Origin of the sequence: Micromonospora sp. A200 (genome assembly GCF_029893845.1) — a bacterium.
Taxonomy (GTDB): Bacteria; Actinomycetota; Actinomycetes; order Mycobacteriales; family Micromonosporaceae; genus Micromonospora; species Micromonospora purpureochromogenes.
Map to the genome: position 1 here is coordinate 1 of NZ_JARXXY010000063.1, position 22,879 is coordinate 22,879.

The following is a 22,879-nucleotide window of genomic DNA, read 5'->3' on the forward strand; positions in this document are numbered from 1 at the left end:
GTGGGAACGCCGCGACGACATCCACGAAGCCTTCCTCGCCCTGGCCACCTGCATCATCACGTACCGACACGTCGTACGACTTTGTTAGGACCTCTAAATGAGCCAAGTCGGGTCAGCGGGGCGCGGGGACCTCCACGGCCAGCGGCTCGAGGTCGGCGCGGACCGCCTTCACCTCCCAGTAGAAGCCGTGCTCGGCCGGCGAACCGTCCACCGTGCGCACCCGGAACGCGCCGTCGCGTACCCGGGAGGCGGCCAGTGCCGAGACCGGCTCGTCGTCGTCGAAGACCGGGGTGAGCTGGACGGTCCGGTCGTCCGGCCGGGTCAGCGCCTCGAAGTAGTCGGGCAGCTCCACGGTGGCCATCCCGCCGCGCAGCCGCCCCTCGCCGCGGTAGTACACGCCGTTCTCGGCACCCTCCAGGGCGGCGTGGATCAGCTGGCGGCGATCGGTCGCGTCAGGGGCGTCCAGCGGGTGGTCGATGGCGAACTGCTTCGACTTACCCTTGATGATGCCGCTGCCGGCGTCCAGGCTGATCGTGTACCCGGTGGACTCGTTGCCGCAGTAGATGGCGCCCCGGGCGAACAGGTCGAAGGTGCCGATGCCGCCCCCGCTCCACGACGGCAGGGAGTTCGGGCTGACCGCCACCCCGAGGCGGCCGTTGATTTGCACGTCACCGCCGAAGAAGCCGCGCTTCTCGACCCACACGCAGCCGGTCTCGGGGCCGGTGCCGCCGCCGTAGCCGATGTAGACGCCGTTGGTGTTGAGCAGGTACAGCCGCTCCGAGCCGTTGAGGTGCATCCGGCCGGCGGCGTTGAGCCAGGTGGCTGCGGGCAACGACACGTTCCCGCCGAGGGCGAGGTTGCCCTGCACCGCCAGGTCGCCGTTGCCGTTGGTGTCCTTGACGACCGTGACGCCGCCGGTGGCCCGTACGGCGAAGGCTCCCTCCGCAGTGAGCGACAGCCCACCGCGTCCGCGCAGGCTCGCCGCGCGCAGCTCCTTCACCGCGAGGTCGGCGTAGGGCTTGCTGCCCTCGGGGTAGCCGAGCGCCGGCCCGTCGGCGCTGCGGTCGACCAGCTCGAAGCCCTTGCCCGCGCGGAAGGAGAGCTGCCCATGCTGCACGCCGGGGCCCCAGAAGCCCAGCGCGGTCACCACCTGGCCGGCGCTGACCGGGGCTCCCTCCATGCTGCCCAGGTGCAGCATGGAGCCGCCGATGCGCAGCCGGTCGGCGCCGCTCTGGGTGAAGGCGATCAGATCCTCGGGGTCGTTGTTGTTGGCGATGCGCAGGATGGTGTTCTCGCCGGCGTACGGCCAGTAGCGGATGTACGCCTCGTCGCCGAGGCCGCCGCCGGGATCGGCGGGGAAGGTGATGCCGGACTGGGAGCCGGCTCCCACCGACGGCACGATCGCCCCCACCGGTACCCGCAGTCCGGCGACCATCCGTCCGGAGGTCTGGGTGCTCACCGTGCCGCCGGCGCGGGTGACCTTGCCGAGCACCACGGCGTGCGTGGTGTCGGTGGGCGCGGTGGCGCTGAACTCGATGCGCCCCTCCTCGGTCCACCGGGTCTCGGCGACCACGCCGCCCTCGTCGCGCGGCTCGGCGAGGTACTCGTGGTAGCGGATCACCACGAACCAGGAGGTGCCGTCGGCGGGCAGCGGCCGGCGGGTGTTCTCCGGCAGCACGACCACCAGGCCGTCGCCGTCGACGGCCACGCCCTGGCTGACCGTCACGTCGCTGCCGGTGGCGGAGAGATCCAGGCCGTTGACCACGCCCATCGGGCGCAGCAGGCGGGCGGTGAGGTTCTGCCGGGCCAGCAGGTAGTCCAGGGCCTGGGTGAGGTCGCCCGCGCGCAGGTACTGGTAGTCGTAGTAGCGGGGCCGCGCCATCGGCAGGGGCAGGTCGTTCTTCCAGGTGATCGTCATCGGGTTCTCCGCGTTCAGGTCGACGGGTGGTTCAGCGCGGCTGGACGGTGTCGTAGCGCAGGCCGCTGGAGAGTTCGCCGGTGCCGGCGCGACGGGTGCTGCCCAGCCACAGGTGCACCGAGCCGTCGGTCCACCGGGCGAGCTGCCAGCGGCGCAGCACCCGGGCACCGGCGCGGGGCACCTCCTCCTCGGGGAAGGCCAGCTCGACCAGGTTGTCGTCGCGCCAGCGCCAGTCGAGCAGTCGGCTGTGGCCGGTCACCGCCACCGGCGGTCCCTCCCGGGAGGGTTGTTGCAGCGGCACCCGGCGTAGCCGAACCACGTCGGGGCGGCCGTCGGTGGGCCCGGGGATCAGCGGCACCCAGTTCTCCGGGACGGTGGTGGCGAAGGCGTACGACAGCGATGGCACGTCCGTGCTGGCCGGGGTGGGGCGGGGTGGCACGGCGGCGCGGGCGACCTGGGCGGTGCGGTCGACGGGGCGGCCGGTCGCCCCGGTGACGGTGCGCTCCACCGCCCAGGCCAGGTTGGCCATCTCGTCGCGGCCGAGGCGGACCTCCTCCACCGGGGCGGAGTCGAGGGTGGTGGCCGCGGTGGCGGGCAGCACCAGCACGTCGGCGGGGCCGTCGGGGCCGGAGGGGCGGAACAGCGCGGTCCGTTCGGGCGCGGCCGGCACCAGCGTCCGTACGCCGAAGGTGTCGGTGACGATCAGCGACCGGATCCGGGCGGCGGTGCCGACGGGCAGCTCCAGGGGCAGCACGAAATGGTCGTTGCCGTAGACCAGGCCGTACTCCAGGACGAACAGGCGGGCCAGGTCGCCGGCGCCGGCCCCGACGCCGGCCAGGTTGACCCGGGCGTCCTCCAGCTCCCAGAACCGGGTGGAGGGCATGCCCGCGTACGACACGGGGGCCGGCAGCAGGACCTTGATCAGGTCCTTTGTCGACTTGTGGGCGTCCAGGGTGGCGCCGGGCTCGTGGTCGAAGTGGTACCAGTCCAGCCGGTCCCCGTCGTACTCGTGGGCGGTGAGTACCAGTTCGTCGTCGCCGTCGTGCGCGGCGACGGCCGCGTCGTACTCCATCCGCTCGCGCCGCCAGGCCGGGCCCTCCAGCCCGGGGGTGCTGAACAGCGGGGTGAAGTCGGCCGGCGGCCAGGGCGGCGCGGCCGGTCGGGACGCCCCGGGAGCCAGCACGGCCGGCAGTTGCAGCAGGTAGCCCGGCGGTGGGCCGGCCGGGCGGGGCGGCACCCCCAGCCAGGTCAGCCACTGGGTGACCGCGCCAGTGACCGCGCCGACCAGCGCGGCCGGGACCTGCGCCTCGGTGAGGAACCGGCCCTCGGCCCAGGCCCGCAGCGCCAGGTCGCCGTGCGGCACCCGGCCGGCGACGATCCGCAGGTACCCGACGGTCTCCGGGTCGGCGGCGGAGGCGGCGTCGGGCGGGCTGGCCGGCACCGGGTACGTGGTGCACAGCCGCCCGGCGAGCTCCCCGGCGCCGGCCGCAGCGAGCAGGCGTAGCAGCTGCTGGCCGCTGTCCACGGCGAAGCGCAGGTCGGTGGCGGTGGCCGCCGGTTCGCGTTCCACCACCGCCTCCAACGGCGTGCCGGCGGGCAGCCGGACGGCGCCGGCGGTGGGTCCCGGCCGGTAGCGGGTGAACGCGGCGGTCCGGGCGTGCACCCGGGCGGCGACCGGCGAGCCGGTGTCCTCCCCGGTGAACTCGCCGAGCTGCCACTGGCGGGCCAACAGCCACAGCGGGTCGGCGGTGCGCGCCTGCACGGCGGGCGCCAGGTCGGCCCGCCGGGTACGCGGCTCCAGCCGGGTCCAGGTGGTCACCGACGGCAGGGTGGCCGGCGCGTCGGTGCTCGCCGGTGACGGTGCGCTGGTCGTCGGCTCGGTGCTGGTCACTGGCCCTCCTGTCCGCCCTGCGGCGTGAGCGTCGCGTCCGGGACGAAGTCCGTGGTGGTGGCGGTCTCGGTCACGTTGGTGGGGAAGTAGAGGGCGGGCAGGAACTGCCCGGCCGCGCCGAGGGAGTCCAGGTCGACCGCGCGGGCCACGGCGAGGTCGAGGGTCTCCTCCAGCACCTGGGCGAGGGTGGCCGGTTGCCAGTTCGCCGCGCCGTCGGGGGCGAGTCCGAGCAGCACCGCCTGCGGGGCGGCGGCGCCCGGGGCGTCGTACTCGAAGGTGAGGCCGGTCTGCACCTGCCCGGCGGGGACGACCTCGGTCCACTCGTCGACCAGCAGCCCGTGCACCGGTCGGGTCACGTCCAGCCCGCCGGGGGCGACCACCACCAGGGACACCGGCTCGGTGTCGGCCCGGGGTGGGGCCTCGCCGACCCACCGGTCGCCGGGGGCGTAGGGAAGCTGGGCCACCCGTACCGTGGCGGGCAGCCGTACCACGCCGCCGGCGCCGGCCGCGTCGGCGGTGGTCAGCACCTCCTGGAGGCGGCCCACCGCCGGGCGGACCCGCGCGTACCGGGACAGCCAGCGGCGTACCGGATGGGGTGAGCCGCCCTGGAGGGCGTCGCTGGCGGCCAGCGCGGCGGCCAGCTCCGCCGGGGCGTCGGCGCGGGTGAGCACCGGCATGTCCGGGCCGAGCAGCGCCCGGATCCGGGCGATCTGGGCCTCCCGGCGGCGGTCCGGTGGCGCGTCCGGTCGGTCGAAGTCGGTCGCCGGGTCGCAGCGGCAGCTCGCGGGTGGGCAGGGCGCCCGGTCCCACAGCTCGCCGACGACCGCGCAGTGCGCGACCAGCCGGCGGGCCAGTTCGGCGCGGGCGACGAGCACCGCGTCGGCGACGGCGCGGGCACCCTCCGGCGCCGGCGGTGGGGGCACCGCGCCGATGACGCCGAACCCGGCGGCGGCGTCGAGCAGCTGCCGGGCGGCCGGTTCGTCCCAGCCCGGCGCGTCCGGCTCCGGGACCGCCCGCAGCGCGCTGCTGTGCTGCCGGGCGAGGTGCCACATCTCGTCGGCCTGCGCCTTGGTGACGGGGTCGACCTGCGGCGGGGCGTCCCGTTCGAGGCACAGGTCGGCGGCGACGACCGGGCGGGCCCGGCCGATCAGGTCGCGCAGCACCGTCACGGCGTGCAGGAACTCGGCGAGGCTCAGCCGCTCCAGCGGCCAGGCGGGGTCGCGGTCGTAGTCCAGCTCCAGCCGCCAGTCCCAGGTCACCCCGGCGGGCAGCGGCGATCCCCAGGCGTCCAGGGCGATGCGCCGGTCCAGCTCGGCGTCGTCGGGGCGGCCGGGGTGCGGTGGCGCGGCGACCAGGTCGATCGCCGGGATCTGCAGCCGGTCCAGGGTGGCCTCCCGCCAGGTGGTGGCGGTGACCCCGTCCGGGGAGTGCCAGCGCAGCCGCCACCGGACCCGCCAGGACGGCGGCAGCAGCACGGAGACCAGCGCGTCGGTGGCCGCGGTCATGATCCGTGGGTGGTGGCCGCGGGCGGCGGGCCAGTCCTGGCGCAGCCGGCCGAACCGGTCGTCGACGTTGACCAGCAGCAGCACCCGGTGGGTGAGGGCGGCGCCGGTGACCGGGGTGCGGGTGACATACAGCTCCGGCGGGTCGGTGGCCGCGCCGGAGGCGGCGTCGACGGCGGCGGCCGCCCGGTTCATGTCGCCGAGGGAGAGCTGGTGGACGCTCTCGGCGAGCAGCGCGTCGGCGACCGCGTCGGTGGCGTCGGCCAGGTCGGCGAGCACCTGCCGGACGGCGTCCCGGGCGGTCGGTGGCAGCGCCGCGAGCTGCCCGTCGACCGCCCCGGCCTGGTGCAGCCGGTGCAGCTCCAGGCCGTCCACACCGGCGGTCGACTCGACGGTGGCGGTGATCGTGGAGCCGCCGTCGTCGGTCGGGTCGACGCGGTGCGCGCGGGCCGGGGCGAGCCGGCGGAACTGCGGCAGCAGCTGGTCCAGCGGGCCGTCGGGGTGGTCGTGCAGGCCGCGTTCGAAGCGATAGCCGAGCAGCGCGCCGAGGCTCTGGCCGGCGCGGACGCCGTCGAGGAGCTGCGCGGCGAGGCGTACCCGGCGCGACGACAGGTCGACCGCCAGCGGGCTGTCCGCACCGCCGTGCGCGCGCCAGGCGCTGCGCAGCACCGCGGCGGTCACCGCCTGCGCCGGTGACGGGGCGAGCACGTGCCCGGCGCCGTCCGGCGCCGCCACCAGCGTCGGTGGGGCCGCCTCCGGGGGTACGTCGGCGGGTCGGGTGACCATCCGGGGCGGCAGGGCCGGGCGCAGGTCGACCAGCCAGCCGTACCCGCCGACGTGCACCCCGGGCGGCGGGCCGGCGGTGAGCGCGGCGAGCCGGCGGGTGGCCAGCGAGGTGATCCAGGCGTCCAGCCGGTGCGCGGCCAGGCCCAGCGTGCCGGCGACGTGGCGGTCCAGGTCGGTGGGGGACAGGCCGTCGTCGAGGGCGTCGCGCAGGTCGGTCAGCGCGGCCCGGAGGTCGCGCAGCCCGGCGGTGGCCCGGACCTGCCGTGGGTCGGCGACGGTGCCGGCGAGGTAGGCGCCGAGCTGCTGCCCGCCCGCGCCGGGGACGGGCACGGCGAGCCGGCGGCGCAGCACCGCGGTGGTCTCGTGCGGACGGACGTCGACCAGTTCCGGTTCGGGGATCTCCGCCGCCCGGGGCAGAGCCGCCTCGGCGGCGAACGCGTCCGCGGCGGCGGAGTGCTCGGCGATCAGCGCGGCGCGTAGCAGCCGGTGGAACAGCGGCACCGGCCCGTCGCCGGGGCGCGCCGGCACCTCGTCGCCGCGCAGGCCGACCGTGGCCAGGGCGTCGAGATAGGAGCGGACCCGGTCAGCGCGAGGCTCACCGGGCCCGTCCAGCAGCGGTGTGCCGAGGGCGTAGGCCTCCTTGGCGAACACGGCCAGCGACAGCCGCGGGTCGGTCGGACCGCCCAGCCCGAGCGCGGCGAGCAGGTCCCGGGCCGGTTCGACGACCTGTTCGCGCCAGCCGGGGCCGAGGCCGAGCCGGGCGAAACGCCACAGCCAGCTGACGTACTCGTTGCCGAGCATGCTGCGGGCGCGGACCTCCAGCACCCGGGCGTCGGTGGCGAGGATCTCCAGCAGGGTCGCCTCCGGGTCGGCCAGCCCGGGCGTGATCCGGGGGACCGGCGAGGTCAGCCACACCGTGCGCAGCAGGGCATCGAGCAGCCCCACCGCCCGCGCCTCGGCCGGGTTCGCCGGGTGCCAGTCGCGCAGGCTGGTCACCGGCAGCAGCCCGTACGGCTGGCGGCCGACGCGCAGCGTGGGCAGCGGCCCCTCGGCGTGGACGTGGGCGACGAAGTGCTCGCGTACGGCGGCCTGCTCGGCGGGGGTGGCCACGGGCAGCAGGTGCCGCAGCAGGGCACCGACGCTGGCCGGCCAGAGCGCCCGGCGTACCTGTCGTCCGGTGGGCCGGTCCGCGGTGGCGGCGCCGGTGCCCCGGGCGAGCGCGCTCGGCGCGCCGGTGCGGGCCGGGCGCCGGCGGGCGGCGGTGAGCGCGTCGTCGGCCGCGGCGGTCAGCGGCACCCCCAGCGCGGCGGCCACCAGGGCGGCGGCGGACTCCGGTGCAGTGTCGGCCTGGTCGTCGGCGGTGACCGGGCCGGCGGTCGGGGTCGCCGCCGGGGTGACGGTGGCGGTGTTGTTGGTCGGGGTGTCCGGGGGCAGGAACGCCAGCCCGTCGGTGGCGGCGTGCGCCTCCAGCAGGCGGGCCAGGGCGCGAGCGGAGCCGGCCGGGCCGGTGGCGGTGTCCAGCCCGAACACCAGCAGCCGCTCCACCGGTACGGGCCTGCCTGTGGCGTCGGTGGGGACGGTGACGGTCAGGGCCATGCCGGCGGCGAGGGCGGCGTCGAAGTCGACGGTCCAGCGCATCCCCGCGTCGACCGGTGGCGCCTCGGCGGGCAGTTCGTCGATCGGGGTGCCGGTGGGGGGCCGGCCGGGCAGCACCGGGGTGGGGCCGACCGGTAGGTCGGGGGTGACCGGGCCGGAGACGCCGGTGAAGAGCCGGCCGTCGCTGGTACGGCCGACGGCGTACCAGAGGCTGGGCAGCAGCCGGGCCCGGGCCGGTTCGCACCACGGGGCGTCGCGGGGCAGCGGGTCCGGGAAGACCCCGGCGACGGGTTCGGTGACCCGGGCGATCCAGGCCGCCCGGGCCGCGCCGAAGCGGCGGGTCAGATCCGTCCAGGCGGCCTCCCCGGGTACCGGGTACGGCCCGTCAGGGCGGCCGTGGCCCCAGTACGCCCGCCCGGCGGTGAGCTCCTCGGCGGTCAGCCCCGGCTCGTGGTCGTCGACGTGGATCTGGTCCGGGTAGACCCGGATTTTCAGGGTGGCGCCGGTGAACCGGGTCTCCAGGCGTACCGGCAGCAGGACGGCGGGCACGGTCGCGGGCAGCGTCCACGGGGTGCCGGCGAGCACGCTGGCCAGCGGCGGTCGGTTCACGGTGCTCATCGGTTCTCCGGTAGCAGGTCGCTGGCGTGGCGGGCGAGCAGGACGGGGCGTTGCAGCAGGGCGGCGGCGGTGTCGGCGGCGTTGCCGGGCCGGTGGTCGGCGAAGACGACCGCGTCCGGGGGTGGGGGTTCGGCGTCGACGCCGAAGCGGGGTGCGGCCGGCTGCTCCCGCAGCAGGAAGAACCAGCCGGCCGGGCCGTCGAGCTTCCGGCTGGCGCCGCAGGCCACCTGCGCCGTGCGGGGAAAGCCGAAGAGCAGCAGGTCCGGGGAGAGCCAGGCGTTGAAGATGGGCAGCAGGTCGGGCCCGGTGGGACTGCGCTCCTCGTCGCCGGTCCAGGTGGCCTCCCGCATGGTGACCACGGTGGAGGGGTAGCGGCGCAGCAGCTCACCCCGGACGACCAGCACCAGGGACTCCTCGCCGGGCGCGCCGACGGCGGTGAGGTGGCTGCCCAGCGGCCCGCTGCGCCAGGCCGGGTCGGTCAGCGGCGGGATGTCGGTGAGCGGGTCGCCGGCGGACATCGCCCCGCGCACGTCCCAGAACTGCCGGAACCAGGTCTGTCGCGGGTCGGCCGGGAACTCCCGCCAGAGCATCTCCCGGCTCATCTCGTGGTTGAGGCCGACCAGGTACGCCTCGATGAAGCGCGGGTTCGCCGCCAGCGCGGTCATCGTCTCCGGCGCGACCGCCGGCAGGTTCGGCACCACGTGCTCCTGGGAGAGCCCGCGCAGCAGCTCGTAGGCGGGCACGTCGAAGGTGACGCCGGCGAGCAGCCGGCGCAGCGGGTCGCCGGTGTCGGGCAGGGCGCCGACCAGGTCACCGTCGCCGAGGGTGAGCCCGGCGAGCACCTCCCCGGCGACGGCCGTCTCGGGGCGTACGGTCTCGCGGACGGCGGCCGCGGCGGTGGCCAGGTCGACGGGTGCCGGTTGGTGGTCGCGGGCCAGCGACTGCGCCGGGGCGAGCCGGTCCTGGTGGCGGGCGGCGGCGGCCATGAACGCGTCACCCATGGCGGCGCGGTCGGCGACCAGGTCGGCGCGCAGGTCCGCCAGCACGACGGCGCAGCCCCGGGCGGCGCCCGCGTCGGCGGCGCCGGTGAGGGTGAACGCGGGGCTCCACGTGACCGGCACTCCGTCCGGGGCCAGGTCGAACGCGGCGCGGTAGGTGACCGTGGCGCCGGTGCGGCGGGCCACAACCAGGTCGGGTCGGCGGGTGCCGGTCACGTCGGCCACGGCGATGCCCGCCCCCTCGGCGCCGGCGACGGCGGCCTCGTCGACGACCGCGCGCGGGGCGGTCCACCCGCCGACCACCCGGCCGCGCCGGTTGACGGCGCGTCCGGTGAGGTGGCGGGCGCACGGTGCGCCGCCGAGGGTACCGGCCGCGAAGACCACCAGGTCGGGCGTCTGGTCGCCGGTCATGTCGACCACGTCGACGCCGACGGCGGTGATCCGGTCGAGCTGCTGCGGGGTGGGCAGCGAGTCGGTCCAGCCCCGGGTGACCACGCCGGACTCGTCGAGCCGCCAGCCGACCCGGTAGTACACCCGGTTGTCGGTGCCGCCGGAGCGGCTCACCCCGTACGCGACGAGGAGTTCGGGGCGGCCGTCGCCGTCGAGGTCGGCCAGGGCGACGTCCAGGCCGGCCGCGTCGCCGCTGACCGGGTCGGGCAGCTCGTACGGGCCGGTCCAGCCGCCGGCCGCCGCGCCCCCGGAGTCGGCTTCCCGGCCCACCCAGTACGCGATCCGGCAGGTGCCGGCGACGGTGCCGGGCAGCAGGGCAGCGGTGACCAGGGTCGGTCGGCCGGTCGGGGCGACCGTGCCGAGCGTGGTGGCGGCGGCCCGGGCCGCCACCGGGATGGCGGGGGCGTCCACGGCGGGGGTGAGCGCCTGTTCATGGACCGCCCCGTCGTCCCCGACGTGGTGGGCGGCCTGCATCCGGGCCCGGCTGCCGGTGCCCTGGGTGATGGTGTGGGTGAACAGCAGCGAGCCGAGCAGCCCGACCCGGGGCGCGTGGCGCAGGTGCGCCGGGGCGGCATCGTCCAGCGGTCCGACGCCGCGCGAATCGAGCGGGGTGCCGTGGTCGATCCAGCCGGGCGACCCGTACGTCCAGCGGTAGGAGGTGAGCCGGCCGTCGCCGGTGACGGCGAAGAGTTCGCCGTCGCGGGAGTCGCCGAGCAGCGGGTGGGGGCGGTGCGCCCCGAGCCCGCCGGCGGGCACGGTGTCGGTGACCGGGCCCCACGCCCACAGGAACCGTTCCTGTCCGTCGTGGTACCACAGGTAGCGGCGCTTCAGCCGTACCTCGCCGGTGGTGGTGCTCGCGGCGAGCACCACGATCGCCAGTTCCTCCTCGTGGCCCACCGGGGCGGCCTCCTGGGCCAGGGACACCACCCGCCAGCCGTCCGGCGCGCCGTGCAGGATGGTGGCCCCGTCGGCGAACTGGGAGACCAGCCGCCCGTCCGGGGTGACCCACGAGTAGCCGGTGCGCCGGTCCCGGTCCGGGTAGACGTGCTGGGCGGCCGGCGACCCCCAGGTCGGCAGGGTGTCGGGGCCGACCTGTCGCCACTGTCCGTTGTGGCCGAACAGCCGGTTCTGGCTGGTGGCGACGAGCACCCCGGCCATGGACGGGCGGGGCGATCCCCACAGCCGCTCCCCGCTGCGCAGCGCCGGAGCGCCCAGTGACGTCCAGGCCCGGCCGGCGGGGTCGTAGCGGTGCAGGTTGCCGTCCCCGCCCAGCATGTGCAGCCGGGTGCCGTCGCTCACCGGCCGGCTGTGCACGCCGAGGGTGGGGGCGCCGCAGTCGGTCCACACCCACCGGTCGCCGTCCCAGCGCCGCTCGAACAGCCGGCTGTCGCGGGTGCGCACGTACACCCGGCCCGGGGGCACGGCGGCGCCGGAGGTCGCCACGGCGGTGCCGGGCGGCGCGCCGTGGTCCCGCCACACCCACTGGCCGCTCAGGCGGCGGCGTTCGAACAGCCGCCCGTCGGCGGTGCCGACGAAGAACCGGTCGCCGCCGAGCAGGTCGCCGCCGTTGGTGGTGACCCGGGTGACCGGGTCGTCGGCGAGCGTCGCGGCGGCGGCGCGCAGGGTGGGGGTGGCCGGGCCGGTGTGCCACCACGGGTTCCGGGCGGCCTGCTCGATCACCTGGCGGGTCAGCGCGCCGAGGCCGCTCCCGTCGGCGACCAGGGTGTCCAGCACCGTGCCGCCGGTGGGTACGCGGGCGGCGGGCACCGCGCTGTCCCCGTCGGCGAGCCGGGTCAGCGCGGCGGGCGGGGTGTCCGGGTCCACCCGGCGGGCCAGCGGCCCGCGCGGGCGCAGCAGCCGGCGCATCGGGGCCGAGGCGGCGGCCCGCGCGCCCGGGTTCCCGGCGAGCCGTGCGTCCAGCGGGTCACCGTCCCCGGCGGCCAGGCCGGCCTGCGGCACCCGCACCAGGTCGTGCACCGGCTGGGTGAGCGCGACGAGCTGGTCGTCGGCGACCGCCGCGCCGGGGGTGTCGGGATCCAGCCGCCGGGTGAACAGGGCGGTGGCGGTGTCCCGGGCGGCCTGGCCCCGGCGCAGCCGGTCGTTGGTGTCGCGCAGCGCGGCGGCCCGGGCCCAGGCGGCGGCCGCCAGATCCTCCTGGTGGCGCTGCACCACCTGGGTGCCGAGCGCGGCGGCGGCCCGCTGCCGGGGGTCGAGGTTGAGCCCCGCCAGCCATTGCGGTTCCGCGCCGGGGGCGGGCAGCCGCTGCTCCTGGCTGTGGATGTCGCCGTACAGCGGCGGGGTGAGCCGGTCGGCGGAGTGGCGCAGCAGCGCGGTGAGGGTGTCCCGCCAGGCGTCGCGGACGTCGGCGGCCCACTCGGTGGGGGTCATCGCGGGGGAGGCGAGGGCGCCCTCGAAGCCGAGCACCGAGCGGCCCTCGACGCCCTCCTCGTCGGCGGTGGGGAGGCCGCCGCCGGGGGCGGCGATGTCGACCGACTGCCGGCCGACACCGGCGGGCAGGACGCGGGGGCGCAGCCGGCGGGCCAGCGACTCGAAGTCGCCGTCGGGGCCGGTGCGGAAGGTCCAGTGGTGGTAGACGGGCAGCAGCAGCGGATCGTCGGCGCCGGGGTGCGGTGAGCCGGGTCCCCAGGCCGGAGCGAGCGGGCCGGTGTCGTCGACCGGTTCGCCGAGGCCGGCGCGGACGCCGGCGGCGAAGGCCGGGACGACGGCGGCCAGGTAGTCGGTGCCGCCGGCGAGCCGGCGGGGGCAGAGCAGCCGGGACAGGGTGCGCTCGGGGGCGACGGCGATCACCGTGGCGACGTCCTCGTCGTCGGTGGTCACCAGCACCTGGGCGTGCGCCCAGGCCCAGGACGCGGCCAGGTCGGGCAGGTGGCGCACGGTGGTGGCGAGGCGGGCCAGTGCCTGCCCGGCCTCGGTGCGCAGCCGGCCGCCCGCGCCGGCCGGCACCACGACCAGCACCAGCCACGGGCGCAGCGCGCCCCGGTCGTCGGGGCGGGCCGGGGTGTACAGCCAGGGCAGCTCGGGGCTGTCGAACTCGACCGCCGCGAGCATGGTCGTCTCGACGTTCTCCGCGCCGGGCGCCGGGAAGCTGCGGATGATCTCCTGCGGATCGACGCCGACGACGTCGCCGGGCCCGTGCAGGAGGGCGGTGGTGGTGCCGGCGATCTCCCGGGTGTCGCCGGTGGCGGTGTCCGTGCCCAGCGCGGTGACGTTCAGGTCCACCTGGGCGCGCGGGCGGGGCAGCGCGCCGCTGAGCGGGTCGGTGTCGGAGATGACCCGGGCCACCCCGTCGCGGACCCACGGCAGGAAACGCAGGCCACCCATGTCAGCGCACCTCCAGCTCGACGGGCGTGATCCGGGGACGGGGCACCCGGACCCGGGAGCGGCGTACCCCGCCGCCCCGGTGGTCGTGGTCGGCCCGCCGGGGCGTCGGCACGCCCGCTGCCCGCTCCTGGCCTCCGACCGCCGCGCGGCCTCCGGCCGTCGGGTCGTCGCCGGTGGCGGCGCCCGGCCTCGGGTCGTCGAGGGTCGCCGCGGCGGCCCTCGGTCCGTCGGCGGTCGCGGCGCCGGGTCTCGGACGGGTGGCGGCGAGGTCCAGCGCGGGCCCGGTGAAGCGGGCCGCGCCGGCGCGGCGGCTCTCCGCGAAGGCCGCCGGGGCGGTCGCCGCGAACCGGACCAGCGGGTCGCCGCCCCCGGTGGCCACGCGCGCGGTGGGTCGCGGCGCGGGCAGCGGCCGGCCGGCCGCGTCGGGGTCGTCGATGACCACCCGGTCGTACGCCGCGTCGCCGCTCAGGTCGGCGAAGGTGGTCAGCGTGGCCGGCGGCAGCGAGGTGCCCTCCGGCAGCGCCACCGTGCGTCCGGCGGCCAGCGGTACGACGCCGGGCGTGGTGAGCTGCTCCTCGGGCGACAGGTCGCGGAACTGCCCGGGGGCGAAGTCGTCGACGATCGTCTCGCCGAGCCGACCGGCGAGGGCGTCCTCGCCGGTGCCGACGCGAACCCCGGTCAGGGTGAACCGGTTGGCCCCGGTGATCCGGGAGGTGCCCATGCGTTGCAGGTCCGTGTCCAGCGGCAGCACGTTCTCCCGGACGCCCAGCAGCGCGCCGGGTTGCAGCAGCATCGGCCCGGTCCAGCCGGTCAGGTTCCGCAGCGTGACCGGTTCGCCGGCACCGATCGCCCGGATCTCCCAGGCATCGGGGGTGGACAGGGCCGCCTGGAGCGTGTCCCCGGCGTTGACGTAGGTGGGTTCGTGGGGGTGGGTGGTGTCCCCGTCGGTCCAGGAGAAGCGGCCGGACACCTCCCAGCACAGGAACTTGATCCTGGCCTCACCCCAGGCCTTCCAGGGGCCCGGGCCGCTGACGCCGATGATCAAATTGATCGCGAGCAGCTCCGTGTCGCGGTACTTCAGCGACACGGTGGCGCCGATCTCGGCGGTGAACCAGAACGGCTTGAACTGGAACATCACGTCCAGCCACGCCCGGCCGTCGATGACGAAGCCGCCGCCCTCGAAGTGCAGCTTCAGCTCCGCGCCGAACTGGGCGGTGTTGCTGGTGACGGCCAGGTACGCCTGCAGGTCGATGCCCTTGCCGGACTTCTGCAGCGCGATGGTGAACCGTTTGACGGTGGGGAAGCCGGGCGGGGCGGTGAAGCGGGGGTGGAAACCGCCGATGGACACGGCGAACGTGCCGCCGGAGCCCCATCGGGCGCGCAGCGCCATCTCCCCGGAGACCGGGCGGCCGAACAGCTTCGAGTCGATCAGAGCCGCGTCGACGCTGATCTCCCGGCGGGCCACGTCGACGATGCCGGCGGAGTCGAGGCGGAACTTCCCGGCGGCCTTGAAGTCGATGACCAGCCGGCCGAGCAGCAGGATGCGGACCGGGTCGGGGAACTCCACCAGCACGGCCAGGTCGGCGACGACCTGGCCGCCGAGGAAGTTCAACCGGACCATCGCGCCGAGCACGGTGCCGGTGGTGTCGACCGGGAAGATCCGACTCAGGGTGGCGATGACGGCGGGGGCGTTGCCGACCGGATCCTGGGGGAAGAGCAGCGCGTCGAGGGTGCCGGCGCGGGCGGCGGTGCGCACCTCCTCCGGGTTGGTGCGCCGGTTCCAGCCCACGATCAGGCCGAGGCCGGTGATGGAGATGCCCCAGAACAGCACCAGCCCGGGGAACCACTCGTAGGTGCCGGCGAGCAGCAGGGAGAAGGTGTGCCGGCCGTCGGCCTCGGCGAGCCGGCTGCCGTCCGGGTTGCGGGTGTTGAGGATCGCGGTGGCCTGGAGCCGGAACCCCTTCATCGGCGCGAGAGGCGTCGTGGAGGTCATGCCCAGTTGCAGGGCGCCGGCGTACATGCCGCGGGCCTCGTCGACGAAGAGATAGCCGCCACCGGAGACGATGCCGTTGTCCATCCGTAGCGCGACCCCGTCGGGCCCTTTGAACCGGGGGGTGAGGTCGACCGGCCCGAGGTTGCCGCCGCGGGCCTGCGTGCCGTCGCCGGCGGGCAGGGCGGGCGGGAAGGTCAGGTCGGCGCGGACGCCGATGTTCTGCACCACGGCGTGCAGCGGTCCGAGCGCGGCGCGGATGGTGGTGCTGATGACGACGCTGACCGCTCGGGTGGCGGTGGACGCCTCCAGGGCGATCCGCAGTCCCTCCACCCCGATGCCGTGCCAGGACAGGTGGACCGGGTACTCGGCGGCCAGCGCGGCGGCCCCGGCCAGGTGCGCGCCGGTCCGCATCGACCAGGCCACACCGAGGTCGAGCCCGACCCGGAGCCCGTCGGCGGGCAGCAGCTTGGCCAGCAACCCGTCGCCGTCGCCGGGGCGGACCACCAGCTCGGCGCGGCCGGCGCGGATGCCCAGTTCGACGTCGTCGCGGCCGGCGCCGAGGCTGGCCCGGCCGGTGACGACGACCTGTCCGATGGCGAGGTGGGTGCCGTCCGGGGCGCCGAGCACCCAGCCGGGCTGGCCGGCAGGGGCGATCCGGGCGATCTCCGCAACCCACTTCACGGCGGCGGCGCCGCCGCTGACGGTCACCCCGGCCGTGTTGACGGCGATGGCCGGTCCGGCGCCGGCGAGGTCGGTGGCCACGTTCCAGTCGCCGATCGCGCCCTCCAGGTGTGCCTCGCCGGTCGGGACCAGGATCACCGTGAGCAGTCCGTCCCAGCTGGCGAGGCCGAGGGTGGCCCCGATGCCGAAGGTCGGGGTCCAGGGGGCCAGACCGGTTCCGGGCGGCGGCTGCCCGCCGGGGGTGCGCAGCCCGCCGAAGCGCAGCCGCAGCAGGTTGTCGGCGAGCCGCCGGCCCACCTCGCCCTGGTTGGGCCCGACGTCGGGGCGGACGCCCTGGTCGGCCTCGAGGCCGAGCGCGCGCAGGGCCCGGGCGAGCCGGGGCAGCAGCCGGGCGGAGAGCTCGGCGACCGCCTCCGGGGTGGTCACGCCGTCCGGGGCGTACAGCGTGCGCAGGTAGCCGCCGGGGTCGGCGACCAGGTCGACGACGCGTTCCAGGTGCAGTTCGTCGCGGCGGCGGGGGAGCCGGATCGGGGCGTCCCCGGGCGGCATCGGCGGGCTCGGCGGCGCCTCGGCGGCGGGGGTGACCAGGCCGAGCAGGTCCAGCAACGGGATCGACCAGGGCACCCGGCGCAGCAGGTAGGTCAGCACCAGCAGGTCGACCAGGTCGTCTGCGAGTTCCGCGGGCAGGCCCGGGGGCAGCCCCTCGGGCAGCCCCGGCGGCAGCGCGCCGATCTGGCCGAACGCCTTCCCGCCGGCCTCGCCGAGCGCGCGCAGCCCGTCCAGGCTGCTCAGGTTCAGGTCGTCGCGGGCCGCGGACAGGGTGTCCAGCGCCGCGCCGATGGTGCCCAGCCACTGCTCGAACCGGGCGGCGTCGAACCCGCTGACCGCCTCCAGATCCCAGCCCAGCGCGCGCAGCAGCCGGGCCCGCCGCCACGGGTCGTACGCCGACAGCAGCGGCTCGGCCAGCAGCAGGACCTCGTCCCACAGCAGCGCGAGGGCGTTCTTCTGGTCGCTCATCGGTCCCCCTGTCCGTCCGCTCCGCCGGTCCCGCTGCCGGCCGCCGCTCCGGCGGCCCGGCCGTCGGCCGCCGCGGCCCGGGTCACGCCACTGTCCTCGGCGGCTGCCGAAGCCCCGGTCACGCCGTCACCCGCGGCAGGTCAGCCAGGTCCAGTCGCAGCGAGCCGCGGGCCGCCGAGAGGCCCTGCTCGGCGGCGGGCAGCGCCGGCACCGGCAGCGTGTAGCGCCGCCCGGTCGGCCAGGACGGCCAGCCGATCACCGAGGCCAGCGCGGCGGCGACCTCGCCGTCGGCGGCGACGACCTGCCGGACCGCGGTGACCAGCGCCGTCTCGTGCGCGTCGGTCCAGCCGGTGGGCGCGCCGGCGAAGTCCGGCCCGAGCGTCTTCGCCCGCACCAGCACCTGGTGCAGCTCGGTGGCGGCGCGGGGACGGGTCCGGAACTCGGGTTTCTCCGCCGCCGAGGCGGGTGGGCCGAGGGCGACCAGGTGGTGCGCCCGGTACTGCTGCCAGCAGGCCAGCACCGCCACCGACCGCTCCGAGGTGAACAGGTCGCCGATCCGCGCCCGGCGCGGTGTGCCGTCGGCGGCGGGCACGTCCGCCACCGTCGGGGTGACCGCCGGGTCGGGGGAGTCCCAGTCGGTGGCGAGCAGGTCGTGCAGCCGCTGCCGGGCGAACGTCCACAGCCCGCGCCGCACTCCGTCGTGCCCGCGCAGCGCGAGGGCGTACCGGTGCATCCAGTGCCAGGAGCGCAGGCCGAGCAGCTCCAGGGTGGTGCCGATGCCCTCGCGGGCCGCCCCGGTCGGGTCGGCCTGCGCGGCTCGGGCCCGCAGGACCCGCAGGTCGGTGAAGAGCAGTCCCGCGCCGTCTCGACCCCAGCCCGGCACGGCGGTCACGCCGCCCTGCCCGCCCAGGGCGTCGTACGCGTCGCGGTCGGTGGCGCGCAGGAACGCCAGGTACGCCCACAGCTCTCCGGGGTCGGCGGCGATGTCCAGCGCCGGCGGCAACGTGGTCGGGGCGACCAGCGGCCCGTGCGCGCGCCAGCCGAACGGGCCGAACCGGATCACCGCCGGGTCGCAGGCCTCCACCGAGTCGAGCCAGCCGCCGGCGGCGTCCGGCACCCGGTTCTCCGCCACTGCGCGCAGCACCTTGAAGGTGGAGAGTTGCCGCGCGGCGCGTACCCCCGGATCACCGCCCGCCGCGATGGCGGCGGCCAGGTCGCCCAGCGTGGGGCCGGCCGTGTGCCCCTGCGGGCGGGGCAGGATGGCCTCGGGCAGCAGCTCCGACTCGGCGGCGAGCACCGGGCCGGACCACTCGGGGGCGGTGACGTGCGGCCGGTGGGAGCCCAGCCGGATCAGCTCCGGGTGGCCCTCGGGGGCGCTGCCCGCGCCGGGCGGGCGGCCGGTCACCACCCGCGAGTACAGCCGCTGGTCGGCGGCGGTCACCTCGTCGAAGATCCATACGTTGGGCGCGGCCAACCGCTGCGGGCTGTCGCCGGCCACCTGCCAGGACTCCACCACCACCGGGCAGCGCCACCGCTTCTGCAGCCACCGCTTCATCGCCACCTGGGTGGCCAGGTCGGCCACCCCGCTGACCGGGCCGAGGTAGCGCTCGGCCTCCGGCACGTCCACCGGCTGCAGCCGGTCCGACCAGCGCGGCGCGGTCGACCCGGCCGCCTCGACGGCGGTACGGGCGATGCGGGCGTACGTCTGGAACTCGCGCACCGCCCAGTAGGTGACGATGCCGTACACCCCGTCGATCTCGCCCGGGGTGAGGAACCCCAGCGTGGCCAGGTCGTGCTGCAACCGGCTCACCCAGCGCTCGGTGACCAGCGCGGCCGGGAGATCCACCCCGTCGTAGCGGGCCTTGGCGGTGGCGGTGGCGTCCCGGTCGTCGGGGCGCAGCAGCCAGCCCCCGTAGGGCGCGGTCTCGGTGAGCGAGCAGCCGTAGGAGAGGTCGACGGTGAACGTGCTCAGCGCGGCGGCGCGCTCCTCGCCCGGCAGGTGCCACCAGAGCCGCTGGGTGGCCGACTTGCACTCGCCGGCGGGCCAGTCGAACGTGATCTCGCCGAGGTTGTTGTAGCCGACGATCTCCTTGCCGCTCTCCCACGATCCCTTGTAGCGGTCCAGGTTGCGGGCCGCCGCCAGGTACTGGGCCAGGGCCTGGTCGCGGGGCAGACCTGCCGGGTCCACCACCGACTCGGGGGTGCCGTCGCGGCGTACCGTCGGGTCGGCCTCGTCGTGGCGGACGAACTCGACGTGCACGTTCCACTCCGGCTGCCGGATCAGTCGGCGCAGCGCGTCGATGTCGCTGACGGCCGGACGCCCCGACACCCACCAGCCGGTGACGTCGTCGGCGGCTACGGTCACCTGCAGGCCGGCCTGCATCCGCTGCCCCTCCTTGTCGGGCAGTTCGTTGGCCCAGCCCACCAGGTCGATCCGCCCGGTGACGTCGAGCAGCGGCACGTAGCCGACGTTGTGCAGCGCCCGGGTCTTCCAGTCCTCGTTGCGCAAGGCGCTGGCGACGAAGCCGGCGATCACCCCCTCGGTGCGGTTGACCCCCTCGTACGGCTTCGCCCGGTCGGGTCCGCACCCGTACGGCAGGACGGCCGAGTAGCGGATCCGCTCGGCCGAGCCGAAGTGGATGTCGCCGCCGAGCAGCACCAGCCGGCGTCGGCGTACCCCGTCGGGGCCGGCCGGCGCGGTGGCGAACAACCGCCCGAGAATCTTGTGGACGGCCGCGTCGCTGGACACCCACGCGTCCTCGGCGTCCGCCGTCCACCGGCCGGCGGTCGCCCGGGCCAACGGCTGCGCCACCTGCTCCAGGATCGGCACCCCGAACAGCGCCACCGGTTGCGCGACCACGGTCACCGCGTCGTCGCCGAGCACCCCGTCACCGGTGATCATTTCGTCGAGGGGCGCGTCGTCCAGCAGCAGCCCGCCCGGGTGGCCGGCCCCGCCCGGGAACTGCCGCCAGGTGCGGGTGTCCAGCGCGACGAGCTGGTAGCGCGGCCAGGTGACCGTGTAGTGGTAGGTCAGCGCGCCCGCCGGCCGGACCAGTCGTCCCTCGGGCGTCACGCCCGTGGGCAGGCCGAGCCGGGTCCGCATCGCCTGGTCGTCGGCGTCGCCCGGGGTCGCCGACCAGCCGCGCAGCGCCGCCAGCGTTGCCCGCCCCGGCTCACCCGCCGCGCCCGCCTCCGCGAACCGATCCGGGGTGTTGCCCCAGGCCTGGAACACCGCGAACGCGGCCATCGCGTTGCGCACGATTCGTCGGCCCAGCGGGGCGTTCACCACCGCGTCGGTCACCCAGGAGCGGGTCATGTTCCAGTCGTCGGTGACCTCGTGGTCGTCGGCGACCATCAGCGTGGGCACGTTCGCCAGTTGCCGGCGCACCGCCGCCAGCCCGGTCCGGAACGCCCGCAGCCCCAGCGCCTGCCGCTGCCACCGCTCGTACCGGCCGATGATCTCCTTCTGCTGGGCGCTCGGCGTGTACGCCCGGCCGGCGCGCATCAGGTCGTACACCGTCTCGCCCGGCCGGCGGTCCTGCGGGTCCTTCAGGATCCGGGTGTCGGCGGGCAGCACGTGCTCGAACGCCGGCCAGCTCTCCGGCCACAGCACGTCCGACCAGACCATCAGGTACATGCACAGGTACTCGCGCAGCGACATCAGGTGGCTGTCGGCCGCGCCGGAGGTGAACTTCGCGTCCCGCTCGATCGTGGTGGCCCGCTTCCCCGGTAGGTACGCCGCGTCGGTGGGCTGTGCGCTGGTCCCGATCGGCAGCGTCTCCGGCGCCAGGCCGAGCCGCGCCGCCACCCCGAGGTACGCGGGCACCTCCGGCTCGCTGCCGCTGGCGGGGACCGCGGGGTGGCCGTGGACCAGCGCGATCAGCGGGTCGGCCACGTCGTCGGCGTAGATCTGGTCGCCGCCGAGCACCAGCTGGTGCGGCCGGAGCAGCGGGTCACCGCCAGCCGTCGCGATGATCGGGTCGAGGGCGGGGAACGCGTCGTACCCCTCGCCGTGCGGCTTGCGGCACGACCCGTGGAAGATCCGCAGGCGGTTCGGGTCGGCCGGCGGGGTGGCGAAGGTGGGGAACGCCGGCACCGCGCCGGGCGCCTGCGGGTGCCCCTGGTACGTCATCGCCTTCCGCGCGGTCGACGCGTCGGCCGCCACCACTTCGGCGTCGAAGAGGCTGCCGGCGCTCGCGCCGCCGGAGAAGGACAGGTCGTAGCCGTAGAGGGTGCCGGGCTGGAGGGTGACCCCGGCGACGGTCACCGCGACGACGTGCAGCCGGTCGGCGAGGCGTACGCTCGTGCGGCTGGCCGTACCCACGGTCGCGCCCCTGGCGAAACCCGGGCCCGGGCCCACCGCGAAGACGGTCAGCGTCACCGTGCAGTCCGCCTTCAGGGCGACGAAGACGGTGGCACTGGTCGGGTCGACCCGGCGCACGATGGGGCCGCAGAGCACCAGGGGCAGGCTGGACGGAACGGTCATGGTGGTCCCTTCGCCCTCGATGCCACCTGCGCGGCGGGTCGGCCGGTGGTGTGCCGAGGAGACGATCTCCCCCTTGAATTCAAGTCATCGGGGGTCGGTTCGGACACCGGCGCATCAGGGGGAAGGTTTCGGCCGGCGGTCTGACAACCATCGGGCCGACGGTGCGGGGTGGTGCGCCGAGCGGACGGGCTGAGCGTCCACTCAGGTCCTTCTGCTGACGGGGACCCGACGCGCGGCTTGCCGCGGGGTTGCGCGGCGCGCTAGGAACAGGCCCGGCCTGGCGGCATCGGCAGCTCCCGAATGGGCGAGGGCTACACACCGGCGCCGCCCGACGTGTCGGCCCCGCTCATATCCAGTGAGGTCTATGTCACGTTAGCGTCTGCGCACGCCGACACCACCGCCGGCGCTCCCGAACAGGAGAGCGTCTTGAAGACACCGCTGAAAGCCACCACCGTCCTCGCCGCCGTCCTGCTGCTGGTCCTGACCATCGCCGCCCCCGCCCAGGCCGCCACCCCGTCCACCAAAGCCCCGGTCTCCGGGTCGCTGCGGGCCTACAACGTCTCCGGCGTCTACGTCGCCGGCGTCTCCTCCGGTGGCTATATGGCCACCCAACTGCACGTCGCCTACTCGTCCCGGATCCGGGGTGCGGCGATCTTCGCCGCCGGGCCGTACTACTGCGCGCAGAACAACGTCTCCCAGGCGATCTACGGCTGCGGCGACAACCAGTACCCGACCAACCTGTCCGCCCTCCAGGCGTACACCCGGACCTGGGCGTCCTACGGCTGGGTCGACCCGGTGAGCAACCTCTCCGGCGATCCCGTTTACGTCTTCCACGGCAACAACGACAACACGGTGAAGAAGTCGGTCACCGACGACTTGGTCCGCTACTACCAGCACTTCGGCGCCAACGTGCAGTACGACAGCGCCTCGTCGGCCGGGCACGCCTGGGTCTCGCCGTACGGGCCGGTGGGGTGCACCGCGACCGCGTCGCCGTTCCTCAACAACTGTGGGACCGACCCGCAGAACAGCCTGCTGCGCAAGCTGCTGGGCAGCGTCTCCGCACCGAACACCGGTCCGCTCGGCGGCACGCTCATCCGGTTCAGCCAGAACACCCACGCGGTCAACGGCTGGGCTCCCGGCCTGAGCATGGACGACAACGGCTTCGCCTACGTGCCGTCGTCGTGCGCGGCCGGGCAGTCGTGCCGGCTGCTGGTCGCCCTGCACGGCTGTCTCCAGGGGTACGGCAAGATCGGCACCGCCTTCGTCGACCGGGCCAACCTGAACCAGTACGCCGACACCAACAACCTGATCGTGCTCTACCCGCAGGCGAGCACCAGTTCCAGCAACCCGAACGGCTGTTGGGACTGGTGGGGCTACCTCGGCGCGACCAACTACCCGATCAAGGGTGGCGCGCAGGTGGAGACCATCATGAACATGGTCCGCCGACTGGACGGCTGAGCCGCCGCGCCACCAACGGTGCCGCGGGTGCGCGCCGCAGGGCCCACCTAGTGCGGTGTCCACTAACGTTCACTGGGTGTCCGGTGGGTGTTGTGGATCCTCGCCGGGTGGGCGAGCGACTCCCCACCGGGTGGTGGGGCGGG

The 22,879-nt window shown here is 75.8% G+C and carries 7 protein-coding genes; 1 reads left to right on the plus strand and 6 read right to left on the minus strand.

Annotated elements, in window-relative coordinates:
* Positions 1–112 precede the first annotated feature (112 nt).
* From M2302_RS31890 to M2302_RS31915, 6 genes are all read right to left on the minus strand, one after another.
* Positions 113–1,918 (minus strand): hypothetical protein, encoded by a 1,806-nt coding sequence (locus M2302_RS31890; RefSeq protein WP_280841508.1) that lies wholly within the window; start codon positions 1,916–1,918, stop codon positions 113–115.
* A gap of 31 nt (positions 1,919–1,949) precedes the next feature.
* Complete coding sequence (locus tag M2302_RS31895) at positions 1,950–3,809, minus strand: hypothetical protein (protein WP_280841509.1); 1,860 nt, start codon at positions 3,807–3,809, stop codon at positions 1,950–1,952.
* Positions 3,806–8,311: a hypothetical protein gene (locus M2302_RS31900; protein WP_280841510.1), complete on the minus strand. Its 4,506-nt coding sequence runs from the start codon at positions 8,309–8,311 to the stop codon at positions 3,806–3,808. The genes M2302_RS31895 and M2302_RS31900 overlap by 4 nt, the downstream gene beginning before the upstream one ends.
* Positions 8,308–13,101 (minus strand): hypothetical protein, encoded by a 4,794-nt coding sequence (locus M2302_RS31905; RefSeq protein ID WP_280841511.1) that lies wholly within the window; start codon positions 13,099–13,101, stop codon positions 8,308–8,310. The genes M2302_RS31900 and M2302_RS31905 overlap by 4 nt, the downstream gene beginning before the upstream one ends.
* 1 nt (position 13,102) lies before the next feature.
* The gene (locus tag M2302_RS31910; RefSeq protein WP_280841512.1) at positions 13,103–16,792 is read right to left on the minus strand and encodes a DUF6603 domain-containing protein; all 3,690 of its coding nucleotides are present in this window, start codon (positions 16,790–16,792) and stop codon (positions 13,103–13,105) included.
* Positions 16,793–16,910: 118 nt separating this feature from the next.
* On the minus strand, positions 16,911–21,278 hold the full coding sequence (locus M2302_RS31915) for a peptidoglycan-binding domain-containing protein (protein WP_280841513.1): 4,368 nt from the start codon (positions 21,276–21,278) through the stop codon (positions 16,911–16,913).
* A gap of 426 nt (positions 21,279–21,704) precedes the next feature.
* On the opposite strand from M2302_RS31915, the gene M2302_RS31920 reads away from it, so the two are divergent.
* Positions 21,705–22,736, plus strand: a complete 1,032-nt coding sequence (locus M2302_RS31920) for a PHB depolymerase family esterase (protein ID WP_280841514.1) — start codon at positions 21,705–21,707, stop codon at positions 22,734–22,736.
* Positions 22,737–22,879 lie beyond the last annotated feature (143 nt).